Origin of the sequence: Mesorhizobium sp. B2-4-18 (assembly GCF_006441385.1) — a bacterium.
Lineage (GTDB): Bacteria > Pseudomonadota > Alphaproteobacteria > Rhizobiales > Rhizobiaceae > Mesorhizobium > Mesorhizobium australicum.
In genome coordinates this window covers 664016-688527 of the sequence record NZ_VFUW01000003.1, presented here as the reverse complement: position 1 = coordinate 688527, position 24512 = coordinate 664016, and the positions used below count along the sequence as shown (strand labels likewise).

At 63.2% G+C, this 24512-nt stretch carries 26 protein-coding genes; 17 read left to right on the top strand and 9 right to left on the bottom strand.

Annotated features, from left to right (window positions below; all coding sequences use genetic code 11):
• The first annotated feature begins 52 nt into the window (after positions 1 to 52).
• The 4 genes from tauA (at position 53) to FJ527_RS10575 (ending at position 3016) form a co-directional block, all read left to right on the top strand.
• Complete coding sequence (tauA, locus tag FJ527_RS10590) at positions 53 to 1066, top strand: taurine ABC transporter substrate-binding protein (protein ID WP_015314724.1); 1014 nt, start codon at positions 53 to 55, stop codon at positions 1064 to 1066.
• Between the two features lie 111 nt (positions 1067 to 1177).
• A complete protein-coding gene (locus FJ527_RS10585) occupies positions 1178 to 1951 on the top strand; it encodes a taurine ABC transporter ATP-binding protein (RefSeq protein WP_140823039.1) in 774 nt (257 codons plus the stop codon).
• Positions 1948 to 2808, top strand: a complete 861-nt coding sequence (locus tag FJ527_RS10580; RefSeq protein WP_140823037.1) for an ABC transporter permease subunit — start codon at positions 1948 to 1950, stop codon at positions 2806 to 2808. The genes FJ527_RS10585 and FJ527_RS10580 overlap by 4 nt, the downstream gene beginning before the upstream one ends.
• Positions 2809 to 2827: 19 nt before the next feature.
• Positions 2828 to 3016 carry a hypothetical protein gene (locus FJ527_RS10575; RefSeq protein WP_140619856.1) on the top strand — a complete coding sequence of 63 codons (189 nt, stop codon included), beginning with the start codon at positions 2828 to 2830 and terminating at the stop codon, positions 3014 to 3016.
• Positions 3017 to 3067: 51 nt separating this feature from the next.
• On the opposite strand, the gene FJ527_RS29275 is transcribed toward FJ527_RS10575, so the two are convergent.
• Positions 3068 to 3253 carry a hypothetical protein gene (locus tag FJ527_RS29275; protein ID WP_015314728.1) on the bottom strand — a complete coding sequence of 62 codons (186 nt, stop codon included), beginning with the start codon at positions 3251 to 3253 and terminating at the stop codon, positions 3068 to 3070.
• Positions 3254 to 3562: 309 nt separating this feature from the next.
• On the opposite strand from FJ527_RS29275, the gene FJ527_RS10565 reads away from it, so the two are divergent.
• The 4 genes from FJ527_RS10565 to FJ527_RS10550 all read left to right on the top strand — a co-directional run bounded on the left by FJ527_RS10565 (position 3563) and on the right by FJ527_RS10550 (position 6803).
• The gene (locus FJ527_RS10565) at positions 3563 to 3931 is read left to right on the top strand and encodes a septal ring lytic transglycosylase RlpA family protein (RefSeq protein WP_140788823.1); all 369 of its coding nucleotides are present in this window, start codon (positions 3563 to 3565) and stop codon (positions 3929 to 3931) included.
• A 265-nt stretch (positions 3932 to 4196) separates the two neighbouring features.
• Positions 4197 to 5474: a polyhydroxyalkanoate depolymerase gene (locus FJ527_RS10560; RefSeq protein ID WP_140823035.1), complete on the top strand. Its 1278-nt coding sequence runs from the start codon at positions 4197 to 4199 to the stop codon at positions 5472 to 5474.
• A gap of 159 nt (positions 5475 to 5633) precedes the next feature.
• A complete protein-coding gene (locus FJ527_RS10555; protein ID WP_140823033.1) occupies positions 5634 to 6248 on the top strand; it encodes a transglutaminase-like cysteine peptidase in 615 nt (204 codons plus the stop codon).
• Positions 6249 to 6563: 315 nt separating this feature from the next.
• Positions 6564 to 6803 (top strand): hypothetical protein, encoded by a 240-nt coding sequence (locus tag FJ527_RS10550; protein ID WP_140619862.1) that lies wholly within the window; start codon positions 6564 to 6566, stop codon positions 6801 to 6803.
• A 46-nt stretch (positions 6804 to 6849) separates the two neighbouring features.
• Here the strand turns inward: FJ527_RS10550 and FJ527_RS10545 are convergent, their stop codons facing one another.
• From FJ527_RS10545 to FJ527_RS10530, 4 genes are read right to left on the bottom strand one after another with little or no spacing between them, the layout of a single operon-like run.
• Complete coding sequence (locus FJ527_RS10545) at positions 6850 to 7218, bottom strand: helix-turn-helix transcriptional regulator (RefSeq protein WP_015314733.1); 369 nt, start codon at positions 7216 to 7218, stop codon at positions 6850 to 6852.
• Positions 7215 to 7745 carry a Smr/MutS family protein gene (locus FJ527_RS10540; protein ID WP_140660315.1) on the bottom strand — a complete coding sequence of 177 codons (531 nt, stop codon included), beginning with the start codon at positions 7743 to 7745 and terminating at the stop codon, positions 7215 to 7217. Before FJ527_RS10540 ends, FJ527_RS10545 begins: the two co-directional genes overlap by 4 nt.
• Entirely contained in the window at positions 7742 to 8842 is a 1101-nt protein-coding gene (locus tag FJ527_RS10535; RefSeq protein ID WP_140823031.1) for a murein transglycosylase A, read from the bottom strand. The genes FJ527_RS10540 and FJ527_RS10535 overlap by 4 nt, the downstream gene beginning before the upstream one ends.
• Positions 8843 to 8863: 21 nt before the next feature.
• Positions 8864 to 9571, bottom strand: coding sequence for a Tim44/TimA family putative adaptor protein (locus FJ527_RS10530; RefSeq protein ID WP_015314736.1), 708 nt, complete (start codon positions 9569 to 9571; stop codon positions 8864 to 8866).
• Between the two features lie 200 nt (positions 9572 to 9771).
• Here FJ527_RS10530 and FJ527_RS10525 point away from each other — a divergent pair, with 200 nt between their 5' ends.
• The 3 genes from FJ527_RS10525 (at position 9772) to FJ527_RS10510 (ending at position 13389) form a co-directional block, all read left to right on the top strand.
• The gene (locus FJ527_RS10525) at positions 9772 to 10269 is read left to right on the top strand and encodes an FxsA family protein (RefSeq protein WP_140823087.1); all 498 of its coding nucleotides are present in this window, start codon (positions 9772 to 9774) and stop codon (positions 10267 to 10269) included.
• A gap of 397 nt (positions 10270 to 10666) precedes the next feature.
• Positions 10667 to 11167, top strand: coding sequence for a protein-export chaperone SecB (gene secB / locus FJ527_RS10515; protein WP_015314738.1), 501 nt, complete (start codon positions 10667 to 10669; stop codon positions 11165 to 11167).
• A gap of 581 nt (positions 11168 to 11748) precedes the next feature.
• Positions 11749 to 13389, top strand: coding sequence for an ABC transporter substrate-binding protein (locus FJ527_RS10510; protein ID WP_140788815.1), 1641 nt, complete (start codon positions 11749 to 11751; stop codon positions 13387 to 13389).
• A gap of 953 nt (positions 13390 to 14342) precedes the next feature.
• Here the strand turns inward: FJ527_RS10510 and FJ527_RS29270 are convergent.
• Positions 14343 to 14855, bottom strand: a complete 513-nt coding sequence (locus FJ527_RS29270) for a hypothetical protein (RefSeq protein ID WP_181166319.1) — start codon at positions 14853 to 14855, stop codon at positions 14343 to 14345.
• A 160-nt stretch (positions 14856 to 15015) separates the two neighbouring features.
• Here FJ527_RS29270 and FJ527_RS10500 point away from each other — a divergent pair, with 160 nt between their 5' ends.
• Positions 15016 to 15615, top strand: a complete 600-nt coding sequence (locus FJ527_RS10500; protein WP_140788813.1) for a sce7726 family protein — start codon at positions 15016 to 15018, stop codon at positions 15613 to 15615.
• Here FJ527_RS10500 and FJ527_RS10495 read toward each other — a convergent pair.
• On the bottom strand, positions 15590 to 16693 hold the full coding sequence (locus tag FJ527_RS10495; RefSeq protein ID WP_140823029.1) for a hypothetical protein: 1104 nt from the start codon (positions 16691 to 16693) through the stop codon (positions 15590 to 15592). The two genes, FJ527_RS10500 and FJ527_RS10495, sit on opposite strands and share 26 nt — an antisense overlap.
• 432 nt (positions 16694 to 17125) lie before the next feature.
• Here FJ527_RS10495 and FJ527_RS10490 point away from each other — a divergent pair, with 432 nt between their 5' ends.
• Positions 17126 to 17839 (top strand): nucleotide-binding protein, encoded by a 714-nt coding sequence (locus FJ527_RS10490; protein ID WP_140788809.1) that lies wholly within the window; start codon positions 17126 to 17128, stop codon positions 17837 to 17839.
• A gap of 87 nt (positions 17840 to 17926) precedes the next feature.
• Here FJ527_RS10490 and lepA read toward each other — a convergent pair whose 3' ends face one another.
• The gene (lepA, locus tag FJ527_RS10485; RefSeq protein WP_140823026.1) at positions 17927 to 19732 is read right to left on the bottom strand and encodes a translation elongation factor 4; all 1806 of its coding nucleotides are present in this window, start codon (positions 19730 to 19732) and stop codon (positions 17927 to 17929) included.
• Between the two features lie 207 nt (positions 19733 to 19939).
• Between lepA and FJ527_RS10480 the strand changes: the two genes are divergently transcribed.
• The 4 genes from FJ527_RS10480 to msrA all read left to right on the top strand — a co-directional run bounded on the left by FJ527_RS10480 (position 19940) and on the right by msrA (position 23276).
• Complete coding sequence (locus FJ527_RS10480) at positions 19940 to 21004, top strand: TadE/TadG family type IV pilus assembly protein (protein ID WP_015314743.1); 1065 nt, start codon at positions 19940 to 19942, stop codon at positions 21002 to 21004.
• Positions 21005 to 21184: 180 nt separating this feature from the next.
• The gene (locus FJ527_RS10475) at positions 21185 to 21889 is read left to right on the top strand and encodes a DUF1223 domain-containing protein (RefSeq protein ID WP_015314744.1); all 705 of its coding nucleotides are present in this window, start codon (positions 21185 to 21187) and stop codon (positions 21887 to 21889) included.
• Between the two features lie 118 nt (positions 21890 to 22007).
• The gene (locus FJ527_RS10470; RefSeq protein WP_140823024.1) at positions 22008 to 22325 is read left to right on the top strand and encodes a hypothetical protein; all 318 of its coding nucleotides are present in this window, start codon (positions 22008 to 22010) and stop codon (positions 22323 to 22325) included.
• A 225-nt stretch (positions 22326 to 22550) separates the two neighbouring features.
• The gene (gene msrA, locus FJ527_RS10465; RefSeq protein WP_140823022.1) at positions 22551 to 23276 is read left to right on the top strand and encodes a peptide-methionine (S)-S-oxide reductase MsrA; all 726 of its coding nucleotides are present in this window, start codon (positions 22551 to 22553) and stop codon (positions 23274 to 23276) included.
• An 83-nt stretch (positions 23277 to 23359) separates the two neighbouring features.
• On the opposite strand, the gene FJ527_RS10460 is transcribed toward msrA, so the two are convergent.
• Entirely contained in the window at positions 23360 to 24364 is a 1005-nt protein-coding gene (locus FJ527_RS10460) for a cytochrome d ubiquinol oxidase subunit II (RefSeq protein WP_140660324.1), read from the bottom strand.
• Between the last annotated feature and the right edge of the window lie 148 nt (positions 24365 to 24512).

The window sequence follows — 24512 nt, the reverse complement described above, 5'->3', positions numbered from 1 at the left end:
TTAGCGAACTATGGACATGCAATCCGGTTTTCCCTTTTCATGGAGCCCTTTGATGCCCACCATTTCGCGACGCATTCTCCTTCTGTCGTCGGCCGCCCTCGCCGGCGCCGCCTTCCTCAGCCCGGCGCTCGCCGAAGACCTGAAGATCACCATCGGCTACCAGACGGTGGTCGAACCCTCGAAAGTGCCGCAGGCCGATGGCGCCTATGAAAAGGCGACCAAGGCCAGCATCGACTGGCGCAAATTCGATTCCGGCGCCGATGTCATCGCTGCGGTCGCCTCCGGCTCGGTCGATATCGGCTATGTCGGCTCGAGCCCGCTGGCGGCCGCCGCCAGCCGCGAACTGCCGATCCAGACCATTTTCGTCGTCGGCCTGATCGGGCAATCCGAGGCGCTGGTCGCCCGCAACGGCGCCGGCATCGAGAAGGTCGCAGACCTCGCCGGCAAGAAGGTCGCCGTGCCGTTCGTGTCGACGACGCATTACAGCCTGCTTGCCGCGCTCAAGCACGAGAATGTCGATCCGAAATCGGTCCAGATCCTCAACCTGCGGCCGCCGGAAATCGCCGCCGCCTTCGCGCGCGGCGACATCGACGCCGCCTATGTCTGGGACCCAGCGCTGGGCCAGATCAAGACATCCGGCAAGGTGGTGCTGGATTCCTCGCAGGTCGCCGCCTGGGGCGCGCCAACCTTCGACGCCTGGATCGTGCGCACCGACTTCGCCGAGAAGAACCCGGAAGCCGTGCGCGACTTCGTCAAGGTGACGGGCACCGCCTATGCGGACTATCTCGCCAAGCCCGACGCCTGGTCGGTGTCGTCGCCGCAGGCCGCCGCGATCGCCAAGCTCACCGGCGCCAAGCTGGAAGAGGTGCCGGAGCTGCTCAAGGGTTATGTCTTCCCCACCCTGGAAGAGCAGGCATCCGGGAAGTTCCTCGGCGGCGGTACGGTCAGTGCGATCGCGGCGGCATCCGCCTTCCTCAAGGAGCAAGGCAAGGTCGACGCGGTGCTGCCGGACTATTCGAAATACGTCACTTCGAAATACGTCACCGAGGCGCTGGCCTCGAACTGACGCCTCGCACACGCGGCTCTCCTTCCCTGACGCCGCGTGTTGCCTGTCTCGAAGCCGCAGACGAGGCGCGGTTTTGGGGCCGGCGGATATTCTTCCAATCGGCGAGGGCCCATGCCGCATCTCGTGCTCGACAAGATCTCCATCCACTATGACGGCCAGCCGGCACCCACCGTCGAGCACGTGTCGATCGGCGTTGCCAAGAACGATTTCGTCGTCCTTGTCGGCCGCTCCGGCTGCGGCAAGACCTCGCTGCTCAACGTCGCCGCCGGCCTGGTCATACCGGCGCGCGGCAGTGCCACGGTCAATGGCAGGCCGATCACCGGGCCCGGTTCGGACCGGGCCGTGGTGTTCCAGAACGATGCGCTGTTTCCGTGGCTCACGGCGCGCGAGAACGTCGCCTTCGCGCTCAGGCTGCGCGGTGTGAGGCCAGCCGAACGGGCGCGCCGCGCCGATGAACTGCTGGCACTGGTCAAGCTCGCTGAAGCTGGCGACAAACGCATCTGGGAGCTGTCCGGCGGCATGCGCCAGCGTGTCGGACTTGCCCGGGCGCTCGCCGCCGAACCCGAATTCCTGCTGCTCGACGAGCCGCTCGGCGCGCTCGACGCGCTGACGCGCGAGCGCATGCAGACGACGCTGCTCGACCTTTGGACGGCAAGCCATGCCGGCGTGCTGATGGTGACGCACGGCATCGAGGAGGCGCTGGTGCTCGCCACCCGCATCGTCGTGCTGGCGCCCGGCCCGGGCCGCGTGGTGCGAACCTTCGAGCCGAGCTTCTCCAGGCGTTACGCGGCAGGCGAGCCCATTCGCGCCATCAAGGCCGATCCGGCCTTCGCGGCGGCGCGCGGCGAACTGACCGACGCGATCTTCGAGGGAGAGGCGGCATGACCATTTCCTCCTACACCGAACGGCCCGGTTCAAGGACAGACGAAATCGACGGCCTGTCGGTGCCCTGGTCGAGGCCACGGGCGAAACGGACGGGCGTTTCGGCGCGCATGGTCAGCGCCGCCACCATCCTGGCGGTGCTGGCGCTCTGGACACTGTCGGCCCGCCTGCAACTGGTGTCGCCGGTGTTCCTGCCCTCGCCGCTAGCCGTGTGGAACAAGTTCATCGTGGTTATCAGCGACGGCTTCGTCGACGCGACGCTGCCGCAGCATGTCGTCGCCAGTCTGGGCCGCGTCTTTGCCGCGCTGGTCGCCGCCATCCTGGTCGGCGTGCCGGTGGGGCTCGCCATAGGCATCAGCACGGTGGGGCGCGGCATCTTCGATCCGCTGCTCGAATTCCTGCGGCCGATCCCGCCGCTGGCCTACCTGCCGCTGGTCATCATCTGGTTCGGCATCGGCGAGCCGTCGAAGATCCTGGTGATCGCCATCGCCATGCTGGCGCCGGTCGCGCTGTCGACCGCCTCGGGCGTCCGCGGCGTCTCGCGGGAGCGCGTCAACGCCGCGCGTTCGCTTGGTGCGACTCGACGCCAAGTGGTCCGCCACGTGATCCTGCCCAGCGCCCTGCCCTCGATCCTGACCGGCCTGCGCATCGCGCTCGGCGCCGGCTGGTCGACACTGGTCGCGGCCGAGCTGGTGGCGGCAACGCGCGGGCTTGGCTTCATGATCCAGTCGGCGGCCCAGTTCCTCGTCACCGACGTGGTGATCATGGGCATATTGGTGATCGCCGCCATCGCCTTCGTGCTCGAATTCACCATCCGCCGCATCGAGCGCGTGCTGGTCCCATGGGCGGGGCGGGAATGATCGGAAAAGGAGAATGACGATGACCCATTCCACCGCCGTGTTGTTTGCCCATGTCAGCGCCTGGCTGCTCGGCCTTGCTTCCGACGAGAAAGCGGCAAGTGACGACAGCCCGCGCTCGCCGGCGCCGGTCCATCTCCGCGCCGGGCGCGATCGCCTGCCACCGCGCGACGAGAGTTTTTACTGGGCCTGGCAGTACTGGTCCCAGTGAACGCAGTCGCCACGGGCGGCGCGCTCGGCAGCGGGCGCGCTTGCTCGAAAATCAACCATGCCCACGGTTCGCCCATACCAGGCCGGCCAGGCCGACCAGCATGGCGGCGAGGCCAATATAGAGCCATTGCGATTGGCCGGTCATGAAACTGCCGCCGACCACGCCGATCCCTTGCAGCGACCACAACGCACCGATCGCCAGCACAATCAACGCCAGCAGATTTTTGGTCAGTCTCATTGTCGGATCTCGCTTTCCCAGTCGATCGAGAGCGGCGCCACAGCCGCGATGAAAGAGCCAAAGGAAGTGGCTCGATCCCAGCGGTTTCTACTTGGAGATTAATCCCGGATCTTGTCAAACGGATCTCGGATATCGGCACGAACATCATCGATAACTGATGAAATCTGGTCCGAAAATCCCTGACAAACTGTTACCCCCTGACTCCAAACGTGTGATCTTGCCATGGAACCGCCAGATCACTGCCGCATTTCCTGCCTTATTTCCCACCTAACGGCTTGGGTCTGTCAAAAACGGAGCCATCCCCCAAATATGAAGACCACGAAACAGACCGCGCTTGTCGCGGTAACGATCGCTGCTGGCCTGATGGTCGGCGCCTCCGCCACTTCGGCAACCGCCGCCGCCGGTCAGTGTGGCCGCGCTTCCTGGTACGCGCTGCACTCGAGGACCGCATCGGGCGAGCGTATGAACCCCTCGGCGATGACCGCCGCCCACCGCACGCTGCCTTTCGGCACCAAATTGCGGGTCACCAACAAGAACAACGGCCGCAGCGTCGTCGTGCGCATCAACGATCGCGGTCCCTTCATCAAGGGCCGGATGCTCGACCTGTCGAAAGGCGCCGCCGGCCAGCTCGGCTTCATCGGCTCCGGGCAGACCTCCGTCTGCATGGCGCGCGTCTGATCTGATCGTCTCCTGACCATGATCCCTTCCCGACCGCAGGACCATCATGGTCAGGTCGCCGCGAAAGCCTGACACATATCCTACACATTTCGGCACTGCACATTGAGCCGGCTGGGCCGGCCGTGCCGGGTTTTCAAGGCTTTCGGCGAAAGAAGCATTGGTCACGCCATGTGACGTATTGCATCGCAGCAATTAGTTGTTAACTTCCCCGCGAGACATCTAGGGCTCGGCGCTGATCGTCGTCCCTTCGGTCGCGGGGTAACGTATGTTCTACCAGCTCTACGAAATGAACCACGCGGCCCTGCAGCCGGCGCGGCTCTATGCCGACGCGGTCCGGTTGTTCTACTCCAACCCGCTCAACCCCGTTTCGCATACGCCCTGGGGCCGTTCGATCGCGGCCGGCGCCGAACTGTTCGAGCGCACCACGCGCCGCTACGGCAAGCCGCGATTCGGCCTGGCCAAGACGGTGGTCGACTGGAAGAGCGTCGCGGTCACCGAGAAGACCGTCTGGTCGAAGCCGTTCTGCAATCTCGTCCGGTTCGAGCGCGCCGTTCCCCCCGGGCGCAAGGCCGACCCGAAGCTTTTGATCGTGGCGCCGATGTCGGGCCATTATGCCACGCTGCTGCGCGGCACGGTCGAGGCGATGCTGCCCTATGCCGATGTCCATATCACCGACTGGGTCGACGCCCGCATGGTGCCGCTGGCCGATGGCAGCTTCGATCTCGACGACTATATCGACTACGTCATCGACATGCTGCACACGCTGGGTCCGGACACGCATGTGATGGCCGTGTGCCAGCCTTCCGTGCCGGTGCTTGCGGCCGTGGCGCTGATGGAGGCCAAGGGCGATCCCTTCGTGCCTTCGACGATGACCCTGATGGGCGGACCGATCGACACCCGCCGCAACCCGACCTCCGTCAATCTGCTGGCCGAGGAAAAGGGCATCGACTGGTTCCGCGACAACGTCGTCATGCGCGCGCCCTGGCCAGTGCCGGGCTTCGGCCGCGAGGTCTATCCCGGTTTCCTGCAGCTTTCGGGCTTCATGAGCATGAACCTCGACCGCCACATCATCGCCCACAAGGAATTCTTCATGAACCTTGTGAAGCACGATGGCGACAATGCCGAAAAACACCGCGACTTCTATGACGAATATCTGGCGGTGATGGATCTGACGGCGGAGTTTTATCTGCAGACGGTGGACACGGTCTTCGTGCGCCATGCGCTGCCCAAGGGCGAGATGACGCATCGCGGCACCAGGATCGATCCGTCCGTCATACGCAACGTTGCCCTGTTCACTGTCGAGGGCGAGAACGACGACATTTCGGGTCTTGGCCAGACCAAGGCGGCGCAGGATTTGTGCGTCAACATTCCCGCCGACAAGAAGGCGCACTACATGCAGCCGGCAGTCGGCCATTACGGCGTCTTCAACGGCTCGCGCTTCCGCTCCGAGATCGTGCCGCGCATCGTCGACTTCATCACCAGCTATGGCCGCCAGAACCGCGTCGCGGTGAAGCCGAAGCTGGTGCGCACCGCCAAGCGGTAGACGGTTTTGAAAACGGAACCGGCTGCGGGTCCGATCCGTTGCACAAGTGCCGCTCTGCCTCCTCGCGGGTAACCATGCTGCAAATCAGGCCGATGTCGTAATTGACACGGAGTGTAAATCGCCCTTAACGTTTCGTTAACAACAGGGCGAGCGGGGACAATGAATTCCTCAACCATGCGAAGGCTGCGCGTATGCGCGGCAGCAGGGCTGGCGTTAACGGGGGGCTGGATGACACCGGCCTGGGCTTCGGGCGCCATGGCCACCGGGGGCCTCACCTCGCAGCCGATCGGCCACTACGATTTCTGCAAGCAGCGTCCAGGCGAATGTTCGATCCGCCCGGCCAATCTCGCGCCGGCGGTGCTGACCGACGGGTTGATGCGCAAGCTGGTCAACGTCACCGCCAGGGTCAACGCCGCCGTCAAGCCGATGAGCGACATGGACATCTACGGCAAGGACGAGGTCTGGGCCTATCCCGACAAGGGCGTCGGCGACTGCGAGGACTACGTGCTGGAGAAGCGGCGCCAGCTGTCCCGCATGGGCATGTCGCTCGCCGATCTCCTGATAACCGTGGTCCGCAAGCCCGACGGCGAAGGCCACGCCGTGCTGACGGTGCGCACCGATGGCGGCGACTATGTGCTCGACAATTTGACCGACAAGGTCAAGTCCTGGGACCAGACCGGCTACCGCTTCCTCAAGCGCCAGGCGATCGACAACACCGGCCGCTGGGTCTCGATCCGCGGCGGCCAGCAGGTTCTGGTCGGCTCGGTGCAGTAGGGCCATAGCGGGGCACCTGCATGAGGCGGCGCCACCCCAGCGCTGCCATACCGTTACATTCTGCACGTTGCGAAGCTCGCAGATCGCGGCATGGATCCTCGGGGCTGCGCGTCCGCTTCGCTCCCGCTCCGCCCGTGGATGATGAACCGTGGAGGTTCCGCAATCCCTGGGGCCTCTGCCATTGCCGCACCGCCTTGACCCACGGCTCCCTTTGGGGACCCTCCAGAAAATTTCCGCATCCCTCCGTGAACCATTTCCGTTCGCCCGGCGACACACAGCCGTGAACCGAACCAACCCAAATCATGGAGACTTCAAATGACTGCTTTTCTGCGCAACACGCTTCTCGCCGCCGCCGCCGTTTCGGCGCTCACCGGATCAGCTCTGGCCGGGCAGACCATTCCAAGCTGCGCCAACACCAACCTCAACGATTTGTGGGCCGGCCGCTGTTGCGGCGAGGCCGGCGCGTCGGACTGCCTGGGCGGTGGAAATGGCGGCCAGGGCCATGGCGACCATGGTCGTGGCGGCAATGGCGGCAGCACGGCCGGCAAGAATTGATCGCACCACGGTTGCCCGCTGGCTGCTCGCCGGCGGGCGCTGTCTTCTACGATCGCCGGCCCAATGCCGCGCGGATCGACGCGGTGATGCGCAGAAGCTCGGCCTCGTCGAGTTTCTCGATGGTCTCGGCCAGAAGATTGGCAAGTTCGGTGGCGGCGGGGGACAGGCCTGACGTATCGAGTTTCACCCGCGGATGCGAGGTTTCGGCCAGCCGCGCCAGTTCCTCGGCATCGTCCCAGATGATGTTGAAATAACCGATGATCTTCTGGATCAGCGTCCAGGTCGGCGCGCCGCGCCGGCCATGCTCGAGCGCTGAGAGATAGGCGGCGCTGACGCCGATCGCCGCCGCCATGTCCTTCTGGCTGACGCCGCGCTCGGCCCGCAGCGCCCGCAGCCGCTCGCCGAACGGCGTCATGAGCGCGCCCGCCGCAGCCTGATATAAAGCGCGCCCGAGCCGCCATGGTTGCGGGCGGCATGGTCGTGGCTGGAGACCAGTGGCCGGAACGCCGGTGTCGACAGCCAGGCCGGGACGGCGCGCCGCAAGATGCCATCGCCGCCCGAGGAAGACCCCTTGCCGGTGATGACCAGCACATAGCGGACGCCGCCGGCATGCGCCCGGTGCAGGAACGAGAACAGCAGCGAATAGGCCTCGTCCTGCGTCATGCCGTGCAGGTCGACGCGGCCCTCGATCGGCAGCCGGCCTTTTTGCAGCTTGTCCAGCGTCGGCTCGTCGAGCCGGTGCGTGACATGCTGGATTTTCGGTTTTGCAACAGCCGTCGCGTTGGCGGCGGGCTGGACCGGCTGCGCCGGCGCCGGCCTGGCATCGACGGCCATGTCCGGAATGTCGACCGCGGCGCGGCCCTTGAGCGGCTTGGCGGTGCGCGCCACCAGGTTCCACAGCACCCGGTCGTCGTCGCTGAGTTTATCGCCTCGCTTGCTCATCTCGCGCCCCCGGCCAGCGCTCGCGGCACCAGCGCATAAAAATCGGCGGCGTTGCGCACCACGCCGGCGATCTCGCCGGCGGCATCGCCCGAGCCGGCGAACAGGTCGCCACGCGCCGGCCCTGTTATGGCCGAGCCGGTGTCCTGTGCGATCATCAGCCGCCGGAACGGGTTTTTGTCGAAGGCGGTGAGCGTCGGCGCGTCGATGTAAAAAGGCGTGCCGAATGTGTGCAGCAGCCGGTCGACGGCCATCGAGCGGCCCGGCGTCAGCGGCACCTTGGCGGCCGCGATCGGGCCAAGCGCGGCATCATCCACTGCAGCCTCGCGGAAGAAGATGTAGGAGCGGTTCTGCCACAGGATCTCGTCGACCTGCCCAGGATGCGCCTTGAACCAGGCGCGGATCGACTGCATGGTCACGTCGGCCAGCGGGATTTCGCCGAGCCCGCTCAGGATTTTGCCGGGACCCGTAAAGCGCTGGCCTGACTTGGCGGCGTAGGTGACGCGGCAAAGCCGCCCGTCGGTCATGACAAGCCGGGCCGCGCCTTGGACATGGATGAAGAAGGCATCGACCTTGTCTGCCAGCCAGGCGATCTCCAGCCCCTGGCCCGCGAGCGCGCCGCGCTCGATCGCGCCACGGTCGGGATATTCGGCCAGCCCATCGACGGTCCGGCGCGCGAAGGCGAGGTAAGGATCCATCCCGGCGGGCCGGTTGGTGTCGTCGACATCGACGAGATCGGCCGGACGCGACAGCAGCGGCACGGCAAAATGCTCCGTCCGCACCGGCGAGGCCTCGACTTGCGGTTCGTAGAAACCGGTGACGAGGCCGGCGCCAGTTTCGGGCCGCACCAGCATGGGGACAAAATGGCGCTCGAAGAAGGCGCGCGCTTCGGACGAACTGGCGGCGGGGGCTTCGCGTGCTTGCGCATAGGCCTCGGCGAAGGCGCCGAAGTCGACGCCCAGCGCGCCGCTGCGATAGGGTTTTACCGGCACATGGAAGGCGGACCGGGCAAAGGCGGCGAAAGCCGGCAGATGGTCGTCGTCGCCCCAGCCGGGCAGGTCGCCGAAGGACCTTTCAACAAGGAGAGGCGACAGCGACACCGGAGCCTGCCTTTGCCGGACTCAGTCTTCTTCTTCGGTGGCGACGAGCTTCCAGTTCGGATCGCGCGAGCGTGTGTCGCGGGCGAAGGTCCAGACATCCTTGACCTCGGCCACCGTCTCGGGATCGCCGTCGATGACCGTACCGGCCTGGTCGCGCGTCGCCGAGATCAGCTCGCTGATGATGCGCAGCGTCACATGCGCCTCGCCGCCCTTCATCTCGGCCGAGACGATGTCGGCCTTGTCGATGCCGACGAAGGAGGACTGGATCTTTTCCGACTTGGCCTCGCGCTCGCCGATCGCGGCAACGAAGCCGTCATAGACCTCGCGCGACAGAAGGTTCTTCAGCGTTTTGCGGTCGCCGTCGGCATAGGCCATGACGATCATTTCGTAAGCCATCTTGGCGCCGTCGACGAACCCCTTGGGATCGAAGGAGGGGTCGTTGTCCTTGATCGCGCGCAGGCCTTTGTTGAGATCGGTGTCGGGCTTGGCGAAGGCGTCGATGGCCGTGTAGGCGTCGGCCGGCGCCGGCTCGCCGGGCGCCCGCTTGCGCGGCAGCGAAACGACATTCTCGGGCTTCTGCGTGGCGTCCTTGTCGGTGCGCGCCGCCGTGTAGGGGTCGAAGGGCGGCCGTTCGCTACCGGTCCGGCGGCCCAGCACGTTGCGCAGCTGGAAGAAGATCACCACCGCCGCGATCAGGAAGAAAATCGTGCCGAAGTCGAAGAAGCCCATATTTTCCGCCAATCAATCCCTGCCTCTAGGCCGGACCGTCCAGCCCAGCAGGCCGCGGTCGCATAGCGTTCACCATTCAAAGCATATAGAACGCAAGGCGCAATCATTCAAATCAAAGGCAGGCATACCTATCTAACAGCCTCCGTGCCAGCGGCGATTGGCCGCCAGCGGGACAAAACAATCGAATGATCGGTAAAGACTTGCGCATTTCGCTGCTTCCCCTCTTTCTCCTCGCGCTTCCGCTGCTGGAAATCGCCGGTTTCGTCGTCGTCGGCCGTGAGGTCGGCGCGCTGGCGACGGTCGGACTGGTGCTGGCCTCGAGCTTCGCCGGCGTGCTTTTGCTGCGCCACCAGGGTTTCGGCGTCATGACCCGCATCCGCACCGAGATGGCCGCCGGCCGCGACCCCAGCGGCCAGCTCGCCCATGGCGCCATGATCGTGGTCGCGGCGATCCTGCTGATCATTCCCGGTTTCATCACGGACATTGTCGGCCTGCTGCTGTTCCTGCCGCCGGTGCGCGACCTTGCCTGGAGCAGGCTGAAGGGCCGCATCGTCGTGGCCAGCAATTTCTCCACCGGCGGCTTCCGCCGGCAGCGCGACAAGGTCATCGACCTCGACGACGGCGACTATTCGCGCGAGGACGACCTCAAGCGCGGCCCGGACCACAATTCGCCGTGGCGGCGGCTGAAGGACGATTGAGGTGGCGATCGCAGCGTTCTGGCCCATTTTGAGAGGCCGGCGCCGCCCCTCATTGTCCTGCCGGACATTTCTCCCCGTATAGTGACGGGGAGAAAGGGCTGATTGGGGCGGCGCTGGCGCTCAATCCTGCAACGTTGGCGATTGGCGAAGCGCCGATGACAGCACCCCTCTCCCCGTCACTATACGGGGAGAGGATGCCGGCAGGCAGGTGAGGGGCGGCACTGCCCTCGGTGATGATCTTGCCGTCACAAAGCGTCCGCGCCGATTGCCTCGGAACCACACGGCGGCAAACCTTGTCTTGTCATGCCGGCCATGGTAGCGAACGCCCGATTTCAATTCGGTCAGCCCCGATTCAATTCGGTGAGCGAGACTGCCCAGGGGAAAAGGATATTGGCTCATGGCCAGCAATGATGACGCGCCGGTCGGCGCCAACGGCAACGGCAACGCGGCACAGCCGTCGCTCAACGTGCTGGCCCAGTATGTGAAGGACCTGTCCTTCGAAAGCCCCGGCGCGCCGAACTCGCTGCGCGGCCGCGACAAAGCGCCCGGCATCGCCATCAACGTCAACGTCAACGCCAACCCGCTCTCCGACAAGCAGTTCGACGTCAATCTGACGCTGAACGCCAAGGCCTCCTTCGACCAGGAAGTGCTGTTCAACGTCGAACTTGTCTATGGCGGCGTCTTCGCCATTTCGGGCTTCCCGCAGGAGCACATGCTGCCGATCCTGTTCATCGAATGTCCGCGCCTGCTGTTCCCCTTCGCACGCCAGATCATCGCCGAGGCGACGCGCAATGGCGGCTTCCCGCCGCTGATGCTGGACCCGATCGACTTCGCGCAGATGTTCCAGCAGAAGCTCGCCGAAGACCAGGCCGCGTCCTCCAAGACCCAGGTGAGCTGATCCTCGGCTGACAGGCATCGCTTGAAAAAACCCGGCCTAGCGCCGGGTTTTTTGTTCTGGTGGATTGACCAATCGCGCCATGGGTCGACCCCCACTCCGTCGAGCTTCGCTCGACACCTCTCCCCCGATCGACGGGGTAGAGGAAAGGCGCGACCTCGCCGAGCGCGTTCCTTCCTCTCCCTCCGGAGGGGGGAGAGGTGGCTCGGCGAAGCCGAGACGGAGTGGGGGAAGCCGCTGGTGAAACGCGAAGCCGCAGGCAAACGCTTCGCTCTTGCTCGCAATCCGACCGATCCCCTGCGGGAAGATGGCTGGCAGACAAGAGGTGGTGAAGCAATGCGACGGGCAGCCATCCCAAGCGCCCAGATCCGTCCACCCCCTGCGGAGCATCGCACAAGTCCTGCGGATTCCAGAACATTCCGCCACGTCACCCAGCCCTATCATTCCCTCTCAGGCAATGGCGCCCCGGCGGTCGCAGCCGCGCCGCGTCGGCTTGTCCGCCGGGGCGAGCCTGTTTCCGTGCATGCCGTCGTCCCAAAACCGCTGGGCACTTTGGGCATGCACCAACAAAAGAGGGAACGACGATGAAATTCATGCTGACCGACCGCAAACTTCACCCGCGCGCCAAACCTGTCGCCGACGATTTCAGGACGGGCGGCATCAGCCGCCGCGAATATCTGGCGCTGATGGCCGGGCTCGGCGTCAGCGCCGCCGGCGCTTTTGCGCTGGGCGGCATCGCCCCGACGCCCGCCCGAGCCGCCGAGCCGAAGAAGGGCGGCGTGCTGCGCGTCGCCATGAACGTCAAGGGATTCAAGGACCCGCGCACCTTCGACGGCGTCGAAATGTCCAATGTCGCGCGTCACTGCAACGAATATCTGGTGCGCTGGAACACCGATTTCTCCTTCGAGCCCTGGCTGCTCGAAAAATGGGAAATGAGCGACGACGCCAAAACGCTGACGCTGCATGTGCGCAAGGGCATCACCTGGTCGAACGGCGACGCCTTCAACGCCGACGACGTCGTCCACAATCTCACCCGCTGGTGCGAAGCCGGCGTTGCCGGCAATTCGGTCGCCGCGCGCATGGGCGCGCTGGTCAATGCCGACACCAAGAAGGTGGTCGATGGCGGCATCGAGAAGGTCGACGACTACACCATCAAGCTCAACCTGCCGAAGCCGGACATCTCGCTGATCGCCGGCATGGCCGATTATCCCGCGTTGATCATGCACCGCTCCTATGAGGGCGACGGCGACCCGATGAAGGCGCTCGCCATCACCACCGGGCCGTGCGAGCTGGTGAAATGGGACGCCGAGACGGCTGCGGAGGTCAAGCGCCGGGACAAGCCCTGGTGGAAGGGCGAGTTCTACCTCGATGGCATCCAGTGGATCGACTACGGCTCCGACCCTAACGCCATGCTGTCGGCCTTCGAATCCGGCGAGGTCGACACCGATCACGAGACCGCTTCCGACGCCGTCTCGCAGACCGACAAGATGGGGCTGAAGAACTCCGAGATCGCCACCGGCTCGACCATCGTCGCCCGCTTCAATGTCTCCAACGCGCCCTATGACGACGTCAAGGTGCGCCGCGCCGCCCAGCTCGCGGTTGACAATTCCGCCGTGCTGAAGCTCGGCCTCGATGGCCGCGGCAAGCCCGCCGACAACCACCATGTCGGCCCGATGCACCCCGAATATGCCGATATCGGCCCGGCCAAGCGGGATGTCGAGGCAGCGAAGAAACTGCTCGCCGAGAGCGGCAAGGCGGACCATGAATACGACCTGATCTCGGTCGATATCGAATGGCAGAAGAGCACCGGCGACGCCATCGCCGCGCAGATGCGGGAGGCCGGCCTCAAGATCAAGCGCACCGTGCTGCCGGCCGCCACCTTCTGGAACGACTGGAGCAAGTTCCCCTATTCCTGCACCGAATGGCTCGGCCGTCCGCTCGGCGTCCAGGTGCTGGCGCTGGCGTATAAATCGGGCGCCGCCTGGAACGAGAGCGCCTACGCCTCGAAGGAGTTCGACGAACTGCTCGACAAGGCGCTCGCCATGCCAGACCCCAAGGCCCGCAAGGAGATCATGGTCAAGATCGAGCAGAATTTGCGCGATTCAGGCATCATCATCCAGCCCTACTGGCGCTCGGTCTACCGAACCTACCGCAAGGGCATCGAAGGCTGCGAACAGCACCAGGCACTGGAGCAGCACTTTGAGAAGGTCTGGATTGAAAGTTGAGGTTTGGCCGGTCTTGGTTCCTCTCCCTCCGGAGGGGGGAGAGGTGGCGCTGCGAAGCAGCGACGGAGTGGGGGACGGCGTCCGCAAAGTCAAAATCGGGTCGGGGTTGGGGATAGCGGCTAGTCCAGCGTGCGCCTATCGCAGGTCAGCACCGCCCTCACTGTCCTGCCGGCAGGCAGGTGAGGGGCAGCGCCGACGCTGACTTTCCCGTCGCGGGCGGAGGGAGATACCTGCGAAGGTCACCACCGGGCGACGCGGAGCGCCTTTGGCCCACACTCAAATCATTCAGGGAAGATGGCCGGCGCGCATGCCGGTGAGACAATTGCCTGAGCCCCGCGCCGGCCACTAGCGACCTTACAAAGGTCCGCCGCCCGATTTGTGTACCGGCCCCGCGCCGCGCGATCAACCGAGGTGGCTTCTTGGTATGAATTCGTACCAACCCTGCCGTGGGATTTGTCGCGGGAGAGCGATGGGCGGCAGCAGGCCTGCCCTTTCCCGGGAACGTTCTAGCGCGGGCAGACCGACACTGGACACGCGACAGCCGTCACGGCCGAAAGCCTCTCGCGCTTGCTCAGCGTCGGCTTCGCATAGATCTTTTTCACGGATAGTCCCCCAATTGCCCGCCTCCAATGACGCATGTGTGGAGCTGATGTCAATACGGCGGCCGTGGTTCGGGGGGACCGTTACTATTGCCGAGGTCGGCGCCGCCCCTCACTGTCTTGCCGGACGTTCGTCGTTCGAAAAGCCAAGCAATTGGCTTTTCGTCCGCTGCGCGACCACTTCTCAACTCCCCGTAAACGGGGCGAGAGTAGCTGGCCGCAACGCCGGCGCTTTTCTTGCAACGATGGCGATTGGCGAAAGTGTCAATGACAGCGCCCCTCTCCCCGTCCCTATATGGGGAGAGGATGCCGGCAGGCAGGTGAGGGGCGGCGCCCGCGCCTGAAACCGAGCCGCTAGGCGTGCCGAGAACCCCTTAGCAAAGTCCAGATCCAGCCAACAAAAGTCAGCACCAGGAAGGGGTAGCCTGCCGCCGGCAGTGGCGCCGAGGTCGGCAGCAAGGGCGTGCCCCACAGCACCATGCCGACCGAAGCCAGGAACAGCGCGGCGGCGAGGAAGGCGGTCAGGCGCACCCACAGCGCGAACGTGTTGGGCACGCTGACCAGCCCCGCCGCCCAGAGCGAAATGCCGCCGACGTAGGAAGGCACGCTGGCCTCGAGCCCCGCCGCATTGCCGGATAGAAGCAGGCTCTCGCCGGCAAGAAAGGTCAGGAAGCCGGCCGCCAAGCAATCATTGCCGAGACGCTGGTATTTGATGGTGAGCAAGGCCGTCGCCACCACGAGCGCCACGCCGTCGATCGCCCACAGGGATTGGCGCAGCGGGGCGCTGGCGACGAAAGTACTGGCAAGGCCGAAGATGCCGCCGATCGCGCGGCCGCGCGCGGCGGTGGTGTCTGAGCTGGTGCGCATGTGAGATCTCACGCATCAATCATACTTCGAGGTGAGGTGATCGCAAAGATTGATCAAAGCATAGGCGCCGGCCGATGCTTGAATGGGAAACAGGAGATGTGCGGCCGCCCTGTCCTGCAGTTGACGGTTTTTTTACCAGTTGGTAAGATTCTCATCAATCATGGACAGGTCTACCAAAATTGCTCCGCTCACCCGGGACGCCGATATCCGAATACCGCTGATAGGATGGTTGCGGTCGCAACATCCTGATGACGGATCGACAGGCTTTGTCGAAGAATTCAAAATGCCAAAGCCATCGGCCCGTATAGATGTCGCAGTTGTGAATGGTGAGTTGGCCGGATTTGAAATCAAAAGCGACCGCGACTCGCTCAGCCGCTTGACCTCGCAGGTGCCGGCCTTTTCTCGGTTTTTCGACAAGGTCAGCTTAGTAACAACCGCGAAACACCACGCTTCCGCGCGAATGAAAATTCCCCTGTGGTGGGGGATAATCCTATACGGAGAGGGCACCAGTTTCCAAATTGCTAGAACGCCGAAACAAAACAGAAGCGTCGATATCCGTTCGCTTCTATTCGCTTTATCAAAGGGCGAAATCTCTGACCTTGGCCGTTTAGCGGGGTGCCGAATTTCGACGTCAGATAAAAAGAGCCTAATGGTTGAAAAAGCCGAAGCGGCCATTTGCGAACAAGAAATACGCGATCACGCTCGTGATCTGATCCGCGGAAGGAGCCGCCAGCCTATGGTCCATCGCTGCCGCTCATGACTTCAAACGAGTACCCAATCCTCCGGTGTATATGCATATTGATTTTGGCAGCGTGCCAAAATCGAGCGAATGTAGCGCCGATGATGTCGCCCACCGCCGCTTTATCGATAAGTTCGCTCCCCCAACAATTGCACGCCCCGTCATAGCTAGGATCGCCTTTAATTTCCTTGGAGCCTTCTATCCAACCGTTTGCATCCTGCGCATCAGGATGCCGGTAGACAATCCATGCTTCGTCAAGAGGGTAGACTACCTGTGCCTTCCACTCACCCGGCATGAAAGTGTTGGCCTTCTTTAACCGATGGTTGGCACCATAGTCTCCGAAGAGGAAAGGGAACTTCTCACGCGCCTCTAGCCACAGCTGCCACGAGTAGCTCTCATATAATTTCAACTTGGCATTCCCTGGCGTGGTGTAGGAATCGCTCAGACAAACCGCAGATAGATGTTGGGCCTGGCTTGGTTCGATTTCTTCTATGATCCTCGCTATGGCTTTTTTGGCAAATTCAGCTCGCTCGGAAGTTTGCAGACGTCCCTGCCCACAATCTATGATGACGAGCAATTGTGCTGCCGAATCGAGGATCGCGAGGATTTGCCCGACAATGGGAAATATCTGTTCGTTGGTCTCTTGCGTGATCCGAATTGCCAGATGATCATAGCCACTCTTAGCAAGCTGCACCGCCTGCCGTAAAATGTTTTTTCCTTGCGTTTCTGGATCGGTGAATTGGACAACCGGCACCGCATTTGGGAACTTTCCGACCAGCGTTCGCCATTCTGCGAAACCGTCACTCGCATTCAAAAGCGAGGTGAGACTCTTGTTATAGGCGTCTTGTGCTTTTTGGAGCTTCGCGATCTTCCCTTGGTCGGGATTATTCACAGCGACAAAGGGAGGAGGCGCTCGGTCTTTCGAGAGATCAATTACAAAAGGCCGGCTGCTAACAAGCGCCGCAATGGCTGTAACTGACTCTTCGAGTGCTGCCTCGTATTTGACTTGACTCAATTCGAAGATCGGTAGGATAGCGTTCTTGTCTTCCTCGCTAAGTTTCGCATACGCGATCTGTCGGCTTCCGAGCATTGCAAACATGGGAGGTATGAGTACTGGGAGAAATCTATCTGCACTAAGAAATCCCCGTGCCTTGAGAATCGATCTCCCATTGTTGTCATTTTTCTTGATTTGAGTCTCGAAATTTTTAGCCCGACTGATCCCAGGCTCCCCCTGTTCAACCTGCAGCTTCTTCTTGACTCTCTAAGTCGTCTGCATGTTCCGGCGTCAGGACAATACCCCGCTAAGAGCCGTCCAGCGAGTGGGGCCATATACCGTGCAGTGTGGGACCGGTTGCGCAAGCTGCAACCAACTGATCACATCGCCACGATGCGATGACCATCGGTCGACCAGGCAATCTTTGCCAAATCCCCAAAGTATACAATCAGACATTTCTACCGTATTGAGAAAATCAATCATATGCCTAGGCGAGACGACTGCTAAACACCAAGCTCCAGAGGGGTTGAAGCTAGGATGCCAACATTCAACGGATCTATTGCTGAACTTGTGGCTGCCGTAGAGTCCGCCGGAGCCGAGGGAAACTGGGAAGAGAAGCCCAATCAGTGCTGGAAGTTCACGGGACGGGATCGGGCCGGTCTAAATTGGTCCTCGACAAAGGGTACTATGTGGTTTGATGGCCCAAACGACCCCAAGACAGCCCTGATGGGGACAATTGAGGCCGTATTGGGATCGGGCGTGGTCAAACCAGACACGAATAGGACAATTTTTGTCGTGCACGGACATGATCCTGAAGCTCGGGAGCAACTCGAACTGGTTCTACACCGACTTGGACTTCGACCATACGTATTACAAAATACCGATGGCGGTGGACTTACCATCATAGAAAAACTGGAGCAGATGATTGGAAAGAATGCCGCGAGCTCATTCGGCATAGTGCTTTTGACTCCGGATGACGTCGGATACTCAAAATCTGATGGCGACGCCCAAGCGAAGCCGCGCGCTAGGCAAAACGTGATTCTAGAAATGGGTATGCTGCTTGCGTCTCTCACTAGAGAGCGGGTTGCCATCCTTCAGAAGGGCTACATGGAGCATCCATCAGATGTGGCCGGCATTATCTACATCGCATTCAAGGATCACGTAAGAGAGGCCGTCCCAAAACTGGTCGGGAGGCTACAAGCTGTAGGCATCACCCTTGACCCGGCAAAGATTGCTGAGGCGTCTGCGTAGCGTTAGGGTTTGCCGACAAGCTGCTGCCGTCCCGCAAACGGCCGGAAGAACAACTTGTGTTGTATCCATTCTATTCGGCCGGACCGCTCAATCCCCCATCTTCAGCGCCTGGATAAACGCCTCCTGCGGGATGTCGACCTTGCCGAACTGGCGCATCCGCTTCTTGCCCTCTTTCTGCTTGTCCAAGAGCTTGCGTTTGCGGGAGACGTCGCCGCCGTAGCACTTGGCGGTCACGTCCTTGCGGAGCGCCGAGATGGTTTCGCGGGCGATGACCTTGCCGCCGATCGCGGCCTGGATCGGGATCTTGAAGAGGTGGTGCGGGATCAGCTCCTTGAGCTTCTCGACCATCTGGCGGCCGCGCTTTTCCGCCGCCGTGCGGTGCACCAGCATCGACAGCGCGTCGACCGGCTCCTCGTTGACCAGGATCGACATCTTCACCAAATCGCCCTCGCGGTAGTCGGTCAGGTGATAGTCGAACGAGGCGTAGCCTTTCGAGATCGACTTCAGCCGGTCGTAGAAGTCGAAGACGACTTCGTTGAGCGGCAGGTCGTAGGTCAGCATGGCGCGTTTGCCGACATAGGAGAGGTCGGCCTGGATGCCGCGACGGTCCTGGCAGAGTTTCAATATGCCGCCGAGATAGTCGTCGGGCGTCAATATGGTGGCGCGGATCCACGGCTCCTCGATGGCCAAGATCTTCACGACGTCGGGCATGTCGGCCGGGTTGTGCAGTTCCTTCATCGAGCCGTCATTGAGGAGCAGCCGGTAGACGACGCTGGGCGCGGTGGCGATGAGGTCGAGGTTGAACTCGCGCTCCAGCCGCTCCTGGATGATTTCGAGATGCAGCAGGCCCAGGAAGCCGCAGCGGTAGCCGAAGCCGAGCGCTGCACTGGTTTCCATTTCATAGGAGAAGGAGGCGTCGTTGAGGCGCAGTTTGCCGACGGCGGCGCGCAAATCCTCGAAATCGGCGGCGTCGACCGGGAATAGGCCGCAGAACACCACCGGCTGCGCAGGCTTGAAGCCGGGCAGCGCGTGCGCGGTCTGGCGCTTGTCCTCGGTGATGGTGTCGCCGACGCGGGTGTCGGCCACTTCCTTGATCGAGCCGGTGAAGAAGCCGAACTCGCCGGGGCCGAGCTCGTCGACATTGATGCGGGCGGGCGTGAACACACCGGTGCGCTCGACCAGGTACTTGGCGCCGGTGCCCATCATGCGGATGGTCTGGCCCTTCTTCAGCACGCCGTCGATGACGCGCACCAGCACGATGACGCCGAGATAGGCGTCGTACCAGCTGTCGACCAGCATCGCTTTGAGCGGCGCCGTGGCATCGCCCTCGCGCGGCGGCGGCAATTGGTGGACGATGGCTTCCAGCACGTCGGGAATGCCGAGGCCGGTCTTGGCCGAGATCAGCACGGCGTTGGAGGCGTCGATGCCGATCACCTCCTCGACCTGCTCGCGGATGCGCTCGGGCTCGGCGGCCGGCAAGTCGACCTTGTTCAGCACCACGACGATCTCGTGGTTGTTGTCGATGGCCTGGTAGACATTGGCCAGCGTCTGCGCCTCGACGCCTTGCGAAGCGTCGACCACCAGCAGCGAACCCTCGCAGGCGGCGAGCGAGCGCGACACTTCATAGGCGAAGTCGACATGGCCGGGCGTGTCGATGAGGTTGAGGATATAGTCCTCGCCATTGTTGGCGCGGTATTTCAGCCGCACGGTCTGCGCCTTGATGGTGATGCCGCGCTCGCGCTCGATATCCATCGAGTCCAGCACCTGCTCCTTCATGTCGCGCAGCTCCAGCCCGCCGGTGGACTGGATCAGGCGATCGGCAAGCGTGGATTTGCCATGGTCGATATGGGCGACGATGGAAAAATTCCGGATGTGGTCGAGGGGCGTGCTCATGCCGCGCGCTTTAGCAGGGGCGGCAAGCGGCGGCAAGGCTTGGCGCCCAAGGGCTGCCTTGCCGCTCACAAAGCGGTGAGATCAGCGAAAAAATCGAAAAAACCGGCCTACTGGCAAAGAATGCATAAACTTTGATCGGTCACATTAGAGCTTGGTTCGCCGGCTCGTGGTAATTGCACGCTCGCTAATGTCTGTCGGGGGTTTGAAATGTTCAGGGTTTTGCGCGGCTTTGCCCGCTCCCGCAGCGGGTCGATGATGCCGCTCTTCCTGGTGAGCCTGATGCCGCTGATCGCGGTCATCGGCTTCTCGGTCGACTATACAAGCGCGGTCCAGACCAAATCCAACCAGCAGCAGGCGCTGGATGCCGCGATCCTGACGATCACGACCATGGACATCACGTCGACGCTGGCGCAGCGCCAGACGCTGCTGCAGGATTCCTTCGCCGCAAACGGTGGACAAGGCACCGCGACGCTGACCAACTTCGTGGCCGGCAACACCACCACCGCCACCACGGCGCAGGCCACGGCGAGTTTCGCCATGCCGACCGTTTTCATGAGCATCGCCAGGATCAACACCGTACCGATCGCCGTCGCCTCTGCGGTCAGCAAGCCGCCCGCGCTGGTTGCGGCTACCTTCAAGGTCTCCGGGGTTTCGGGTTACTGGAACAAGACAATGACGCTTTACGGCACGCAATTCGGTGCGACGGTGGCCAAGCCGCTGATGACGATCGACTATACCTATGGGAACACCAAGGATCCCAAGGGCTACGGCACGACCAATGTCAACGTCCTCACCACCGATTCAGCCGGCAAGACCGTCACCACGCTGGTCCAGAAGCAGGTCTGCACCGTCGGCAACAATCCGCCAAGCGGCGTGACCCTCAAGACCGATGCGAGCGGCACGAAATACTACTGCGTCGATACGATGTATCCGGCCAACAGCGCCGGCGCGGCGATCGACGTCAGCGCGATGGGCGGCCTCTATTTGCAGATGGACGTACCGTCGGGCAACCCGAAAAAGCTGATCTCAAACGATCCAACGACGTCCAACCGGCTCTATAGCGGTTTGAGCGCGACCACCCTGACCGAGACGGCCACCGGTCAGCCTGTCGACATCTTCAGCGTCGTGCCTTGCGGCGCGACAGCCTACCAGGCTTGGGAAGATGGCGGCAACTCGGTCCCGGCGCCAGTCAGCAACGCCGACTTCTTCTACAACGTGACCGGCAAATGCGACTACAACAAGCGGCCCTCGGAGACGGCGCTGACACAGTGACGCTGCCGATCTCCCCTCGTGGGTGAGATTGGAGCTGGCGACCGTGTTCGCCAATCTCTGAGGCGCGCAGGGCAGAGCGCTCTTCAATCACAAACCGGTGAGCGTTGTAACGAAGCCGTCCGTGGCGGCGAAGTGGGGATATGAGCGGCGCATCGTAGCGTCGCCCCACGGAGCAAGCCGATGTCGCCAGTCCTACCAAGCAGGTTTTTCGCACTGTCCGGCCTCGCCGCGCTGGCGCTCGCCGGATCGCTTGCCAACGCCCTCGCCCAGCCGCTCACCGTGGTCGAGCTGTTCACCAGCCAGGGCTGCTCGTCCTGCCCGCCGGCCAACGCCAACCTCATCAAGGTCAAGGACCGGCCCGGCGTGCTGGCGCTGTCGTTCAACGTCACCTACTGGGATTACCTCGGCTGGAAGGACACGTTCGGCAAGCAGGAATTCACGCAGCGCCAGGTATCCTACGAGCCATCGCTCGGCCATGACGGGCCGTTCACGCCGCAAGTGGTGGTCAACGGCCATGCCGACGTCGTCGGCGCAGCACCCGGCGAGATCGAACATCTGATCGCGGCCACGGCCAAGACCGGCGGCCCGTCGCTGGCGCTTGAGGGCGGCAAGGTCGCGATCGGCGCCGGCGCCGCTCCGGGCGGCCATGCCGATGTCTGGCTGGTGCGCTACACCAAGGGTGTAGTCGAGGTGCCGGTGGCGCGCGGCGAAAACACCGGCCGCACCTTGCCGCACGCCAATGTCGTGCATGCGCTGACAAAACTCGGCAGCTGGAGCGGCGACGCCAAGACGCTCGATCTGCCGGCGGCCTCGGGCGGCCTCAGCACCGCCGTGCTGGTGCAGTCGCCCGGTGGCGGGCCGATCCTGGCCGCCGCCGCCAACTAGATCACGTTCGAGCAGAGATTTGCCAAAACCGAGATTTGCGCCGCCGCATGAGCAGCGGCGCAAGAGCCCGGCCGCCCAAAAGGGCGTGCCATCAACCCGTAAACCCAAGGAACCGACCGTGACCACTTTCTCCCGCCTGACGCTGCCGGCGCTCGCCCTCGCTTTGTGCTCCACGGCGCTATTTGCCGGCGGCATTGCGCGCGCCGACGATGCCACCAATGCGATGAAGCCCGCCGCCAACGCCATGGCGCCGGCCGCGGACGCCATGAAGCCGGCAACCGACGCGATGAAGCCGGCAACCGACGCGATGAAGCCGGCCGACCCGATGGCCACCAACGCCATGAAGCCCGCTACGGACGCCATGAAGCCTGCCACGGATGCGATGAAACCGGCGACCGACGCGATGAAGCCGGCAACGGATGCCACCGCCAATTGAGATTGGTGCGTGGCCTTCTGTCCCTGGCGGGCTCCCTGTCCAGCCGGGGACAGTTGCTGGAGCAGCCCCCGGGAAAGGCTTGAAGCGGTTTTGCTTCGGCAACGGGGTCGAAACAGAAAGTCCGGGGGCGCACGCGAATGTGAGCCTCCGCCGCAACTCACGCATCGCGCCACCGTAGCTGATCCAATAGACTGATCCCAAATGGAAGCCATGAGGAGTGCAACCATGACCACTATCAACAAACGTTCGACAGGCTTTGTCCGGGGGGCGCTCGCCGCACTCGCCCTTGCCGTCGCGGGCGCTGCTTTCTGGCTGACGCCGGCCATCTCCGCCGAGGATGCGGTGAAGATCCCGCCGCCGGCGATCGACGAAAAGGCGGCCACCGGCACAGAGAAGGCGATCTTCGCCGGCGGCTGCTTCTGGGGCGTGCAGGGCGTGTTCCAGCATGTCAAGGGCGTCAGCAAGGCGGTCTCGGGCTATACCGGCGGCGCCAAGGACGATGCCGTCTACGAGACGGTCGGCACTGGCCGCACCGGCCACGCAGAGTCCGTCGAGATCACCTATGATCCGTCCAAGGTGACCTACGGCCAGCTGCTGCAGGTCTATTTCTCGGTCGCCCACAACCCGACCCAGCTCAACTACCAGGGTCCGGATTCGGGCACCCAGTACCGCTCGACGATCTTCGCCGAAAACGACGCCCAGAACAAAATCGCGCAGAGCTACATCGCCCAGCTCGACAAGGCCAAAGTGTTCGGCGAGCCGATCGTCACCACGCTGGAGACCGGCAAGACCTTCTATCCGGCCGAGACCTACCACCAGGACTTTTTGACGCTGAACCCGACCTATCCCTACATCGTCTACAACGACCTGCCCAAGGTGGCGAATTTGAAGACGCTGTTCCCGGCGCTTTACAGCGAAAAGCCGGTGCTGGTGCTGTCGGCGAGCAACTGAGCTGAGCGGCGCTCGCCTCGAAATGCCGGCGGGCCAGCGCCCCCTCTGTCCTGCAGGGCAGCGGGGGGTCCTGCCGGGATCCCTCAATCATACGTCAGATCCGTCGCCTTGCCGCCGAACACGCGGTAGGCATAGAACGAATAGAAGATGATGACCGGCAGCACCACCACGGTGCCGGCCAGGATGATCGCCAGGCTTTCGGGCGCCGACGCCGCCTGCCAGATGGTCAGGCGATCGGGCACCACATAGGGATAGAACGACCAGGCCAGGCCGGCAAAGCCGAGCGCGAAGATGGTGGCCAGCGTCAGGAACGGCGTCAGCGAATGGCGATCGTCAGGCCTCGGCAGATGGAAGGTCTGCCGCCACAGCCAGGCAAACAGCAGCGCCGACAGGATCGGCAGCGGCGACAGATAGAGCATCTCGGGCCAGACGAACCATTTGGCGAAGATGCGCGGGCTGGCGAACGGCGTCGCCAGCGACACGGCGGCCATGCCGAGCGCGGTCAGCACCAGCGCGGTGCGCAGCCAGAGCACCGCCTTCTTCTGCAGCGCGCCTTCGGTCTTGTAGATCACCCAGGCGGAGCCCATCGCCGCGTAGGCCGCCGCCAGGCAGAACGCCACCAGCACGCCAAAAGCCATGCCGCCTGGCCCGACATCGAGGCCGAGCACGTAGACGCCCAGCATATAGCCTTGCGCCAGCGAGGCGATGAGCGAGCCCAGGAAGAAAATACGGTTCCAGCGATGTTTCTTCCCCGCCGGCACCTTGGCGCGGAAATCGAAGGCGACGCCGCGCAGGATCAGGCCGACCAGCAGGACGAAGACCGGAATGTAGAGCGCCGTCAGGATGACGCCATGCGCCAGCGGAAAGGCGACCAGCAGCAGGCCGACGGCCAGCACCAGCCAGGTTTCGTTGGCATCCCAGAACGGGCCGATCGCCGCGATCATGGTGTCCTGTTCGGTGTCCTCGGCGGCGGCGAAGAGGATGCCGATGCCGAGGTCGAAGCCGTCGAGAATGACGTAGATCAGGATGGCAAGGCCCATCAGTCCGGCGAAGATGAGGGGGAGCAGGGTCGGCCAGTCGTAGGTCATCTTGCTCTCCTCAGGCCCTGACTTCGGTTTGCGAAGCTAGCGCCGCCCCTCATCGCCCTGCCGGGCACTTCTCCCCGTATAGGGACGGGGAGAAGGGGGCTGGCAGCGATGCCGGCGCCCTTCCTGTAACGCTGACGATTGGCGAAAT